Annotated in this window: 3 protein-coding genes; 1 reads left to right on the top strand and 2 read right to left on the bottom strand. The window is 58.5% G+C overall.

The features are described from left to right. The coding region (gene nrdD / locus ACMLHG_RS00665) for an anaerobic ribonucleoside-triphosphate reductase (RefSeq protein ID WP_417169193.1) at positions 1–460 on the top strand (460 nt) is incomplete at its 5' end. Positions 461–517: 57 nt separating this feature from the next. Here the strand turns inward: nrdD and ACMLHG_RS00660 are convergent. After that, the gene (locus ACMLHG_RS00660; RefSeq protein WP_417169192.1) at positions 518–3,316 is read right to left on the bottom strand and encodes a discoidin domain-containing protein; all 2,799 of its coding nucleotides are present in this window, start codon (positions 3,314–3,316) and stop codon (positions 518–520) included. Between the two features lie 75 nt (positions 3,317–3,391). Continuing rightward, a complete protein-coding gene (locus ACMLHG_RS00655; RefSeq protein WP_417169191.1) occupies positions 3,392–4,081 on the bottom strand; it encodes a type II secretion system protein in 690 nt (229 codons plus the stop codon). Positions 4,082–4,222 lie beyond the last annotated feature (141 nt).

The raw sequence follows: 4,222 nt of genomic DNA, 5'->3' as shown, positions 1-4,222 counted from the left end.
CGGAGCAAAATGCGAGGTCTACAGCCGGGTGTGCGGGTATTTCCGGCCGGTGGCGAACTGGAACAAAGGGAAGAGGGAGGAGTTTCACGACCGGAAAAGTTTCCGGGTCGTCGCCGTTCCGGTTGCGATGGCGTTGCTGCTGACGCTTTTTGAAGGCGGCTGTGCCGCGGTGGACGCGGTCACCGCTTCGACCCGGGAGAAGAGCATTGCCGCGGGCAGCGACACCTGGGGCGGCGGCGTGGAGGCGAAGACCGCGACGGCCGACTGCCCGGTGCCGGGGGTCGAGTGCTGGTTCGGCCGCCGGAAGGTATGGTACACCAGTGTGCATGACCGGGCGACCGGACTGGCCGCCGCGGAGATCGTCCGGGCGTCGAATTCCCCGCTCTCGCTCTCGGCGGGGACCGGAGGCGTGAATGCGGAAAACGACTCTTCCGGGAGTGCGGTTGCGCCGCAGCAATGAAAAAAAAACGCCGGTTCGCAGAAGTGCGGGCCGGCATTTTTGCAGGAATCTTAAAAGTCAATTCCCGGTAAATTTTCCGGTGCTGATCCGGCCGTCGAGCACAGGAAAGGCCGGGATCGTTTTCAGAACTTCACAGGTCGCTTCAAGCGGAGGAAAGTTTCCGTTCCGGTCCCGCACCCGAAGTCTGACCACCTCGCCTTTGCGGAACTCCTTTGGCGCTGTCACCTCGATCGAGAGCAACGAACGGGATTGGGCCGGCACCTTGTAGTTGAGCGTGGCCGCATTTACCTTCCAGCCCGCCGGAGGAGTGATTTCTAGGGTTCCCGACAGTGTCCGGCCGAACGGATTCGCCAGCGTGATCACCGCCTCCTGAGCGCGCCCGGCCGGAAAGCAGTAGAGCTCCGAACGGATCAGACGCTTGTTGCTTCGAAAGTAACTTTTCGGCCGGTATAATTGGACCATTCTTTCCTGCATGGTCCGGCGCCTGGCGTTGGCGAGATCCTCCTCTGCGGCATCCAGCAGAAGATCGCGCGCAATGGCGTCGCCGTCGCTGCCATACATCGCGGCCTGCTGCATCTGTCTCTGTGCACGGGAGGTCAGACGCTCCGTGTTGAGCAGAACTCCGTTGTTGCCGGTCCGGTGATAAATCCGCTTCCACTCTCCGGCTACCGCCTCGCGCATCGCGGCTGGAGTCATCGCCGTCTTCGCCGCTTTCCCCTCCCGGCGTGCCAGAAGAATTTTCGCATTGAGCAGGAAATCGAGCACCTTGCCTGTGGAGTAGAGCCGCTCATCTTCGGCGGTCCGCCGCTCCTTTTGAAGTGCGGTGATCTCATGATCCAGTACATCGGCGAATTCGGTATCGGAAGTTTTCTCGAGCCGGTCGGCCAGCTTTTCCAGCCCTTTCCCCCCGGGTTCGGTCGCATGAAACCGGATCCGTTCTGCAATTGCCTGCCGAACCAGCCGGTCGGGCAGATCGATTGCAAACACCGGGCTCTCCTGTGACAGCACCGCTTCCGATCGGTGGAGAGGACGCCCGAACATATCTTCCAGCTTCGTCGTCGTATCGAGCGGAAGCTCCACCTTCATCGGTTGCCGGCTGCTGGTGAAGAGCACGGCAACCGATGTGCCGCCGTTGGCAAATAGAAAGAGCCGCACTCCATTCTTCTCATAAAAGCCGAGCGGAAGCGCATCGCCGAGCGTACGGCAGAGCGCGGCCTGCGCCACCAGATAGAGCGTCGGTTCCCCGTCCAGCATCAAGGGCGCCCAGCGGTTCCCGGTATACAGGAACGTTTTTCCGGTTCCCGCGGCCCGGTGTGCCGCAAGCGATTCCATCAATTGCCAGGCCGGTTCCCCCGGCACGGCGGTTTCGGTGGACCAGAGTTCGAAGTCCCGGCCGAAATTCCACATGTTTCGCCGCATTTTCTCCAGCCGGGGATAGGTTGTGGTTCCATAGCTGTGACAGCAGAGCAGATCCGTGTAACGGAGAAAGCCGAGTTCGAACATGTCCCTGCCGAAACTTTTGTATCCATAGGGGTTGTCTTCCGCTTCCGGTTTGACGTCGGTTGCGAAGACCAGCGACTCCGGATCAATCCTCTTCAGTGCGTCGTAAGAGACATGGAACATTTCAACGGCTTCGCCGACCGTTCCGCGCGGTCCCCGCAGACGGTAATAGCTCCAAGCTTCGTTCCACACCTCATACGCGCGGAACGGAGAGACTTTCTTTGTCCGTTCTGCCACCGGAATCAGGTAGTCGCTCACCCATTTTTCCAGATTGGACGGTGGATAGAAGGAATGGTAGGAGGAATAGGTCCAGTGATTTCGGTTCTTCACCGGTTCTCCCGGCAGAATGGTCGAATATGCCGGCGGCGCCCCCAGAAAAACCGAACACTCGCGAATCTGGTTTCGCCGGACGAATTCAAGCCGTTTTTCATAGTCCGTCCAATCTTCCTTGCCATCGGCATCATAGTTGTCGTTCCAGCGTCCGTAGATGTCATGATTGCGCCACCAGTAGATCCCGGCGTGATGCACAATGGCGTCAATGCTGTCATGGTAATGCACCCCGAACGGTGAGGCGGTCCGGTATTTCCCCGGAGCGGCGGGAAAATAGACCGCCGGGACCGGTGCATCCAGAACGTTGAACCGGTACTCATAACTTCCATACGACTCCGGCAGCGGCAGATTCACCGTGGCGCTGTCGGTGAAGGAGATGGTCTGTTCGAGGGTCCGGAGCAACTTCCCCCGCTTGTCCGTCAATTCCACTTTCAGAGGAATCCGGGCGATGCTGCCCGGTTCGCCGTTTCGAAGTTGCAGCTGCGGTGCAGGTTGCTCCGTCAGCAGGCCGTTGCGCAGAGCGTCGCAGAGGGTCGCTTCCAGCGGGTGCGGCTGACGGAAGACGCCGAATTCATAGAGACGCACCATCCCGTCCGGAATCTGCCGATGAAACAATACCCGTACCGCGGAACACTTCTCCGTCGGGAAGGCATGGGAAGAGATCTGCTGCGTGTTGCCGCGGATCTCGCGCACCGTCTTCCACTTTCCATCCCTCCGGATCTGGATATCGAAATCGACCGAAAGATGGGTGGCTTTCCAGAAGGAGAGCGTGACGCTGTTGACTTCCTGCGGATTCGGAAACGCCGCCTCCAGCCAGTGGTCCCCTGTTTCATCCCGGCTCAGCCAGCGGCTTGCCATCAACTTCTGATTCCCGTCCGCCGCTTTTGCCGGCGTAAAGGATTGATGGTGACAATCCGCCGTCAGTTTTACTCCGGGTTGCAGACATAGATTCACCGGTTTTCCTGCGGCAAGAGCCGCACCCCAGAGCAGAAGCAGTGCAAAAACTGCGTTTCGATGCAACCTCATCGGTACCTCCCTCATCTTCCTGTTTGCAGTATATATTTCCTTTTCGTCCGGAGCCGCTGAACGGCGCCGGGGGGATCAGTCCAGCTCCTTCTTCTTCGGATTGAATGGGTATTCCCGAAGTTCCGAACCATTCCACCAGAAGGAGATCGGTTTCGTTCCCGCGTGTCCGTCCACAAACAGAAATCCGCAGCTTCCCCCCGGATGCGGACCGGGGCGGACCACTCCGCCGCTCACAAAACTGCCGCTGGCACTGAAGGTCCCCCGGGGCGGATAACAGGTCGGTCGGAAAAAGGTTCTGTCGCTGAGATTGCCTCCGAGGGCGCACATCAGAATCACTTTCTCGGATGGCTTCACCGTCTGCCCGAGTGAAAACCCGGTGTTGATTCCGCCCGGACCGAAATGGACATTGCCATTTAACCATCGGCCCATCAGAAAATCGCTGGAATTGTAATTGACCGGTGTGCTCTGGAGCGCACATTCGAAAATCCGGTTCCGCTGCAACGATTCGTCCGGCGTGACGCCTTTGCCGCCCAGGTACTGACTCAACAGCCTGGGAATGGTAATCGCCGCGGTCAGCGGTTCCGCATAGGTATCCGTGGCACAGCCGGAAACCGGCATGAAGCCGCTGTTTCCATCCACATAGAGAATGTAGGCGGTCCCAAGCTGTTTCTGGTTGTTGATGTAGCTGATGTCCCGGGCTCTCTGGCGGGCCTGATTCAACGCGGGCAGCAACATGCCGGCGAGAATTGCGATGATCGCTATCACTACTATGACAACTTGTTAAATATACAATATGGCGTATATTAAAACAAGTAGAATGAGGAGCAAAAACAATGAAAGCACTGATTTATGCACGTCAGAGCAGCGGTAAGGATGATTTTTCGGAGTCAGTGGAGGCCCAGATTG

It is taken from the genome of Victivallis sp., from assembly GCF_048170485.1.
GTDB lineage: Bacteria > Verrucomicrobiota > Lentisphaeria > Victivallales > Victivallaceae > Victivallis.
Note: the sequence above shows the minus strand (reverse complement) of the source record. Positions and strands in the feature narration are given on the sequence as shown.

Excerpts from the sequence above, each read along its gene's own strand:
- ACMLHG_RS00660 (WP_417169192.1), bottom strand. The coding sequence starts at position 3,316 with ATGAGGTTGCATCGAAACGCAGTTTTTGCACTGCTTCTGCTCTGGGGT.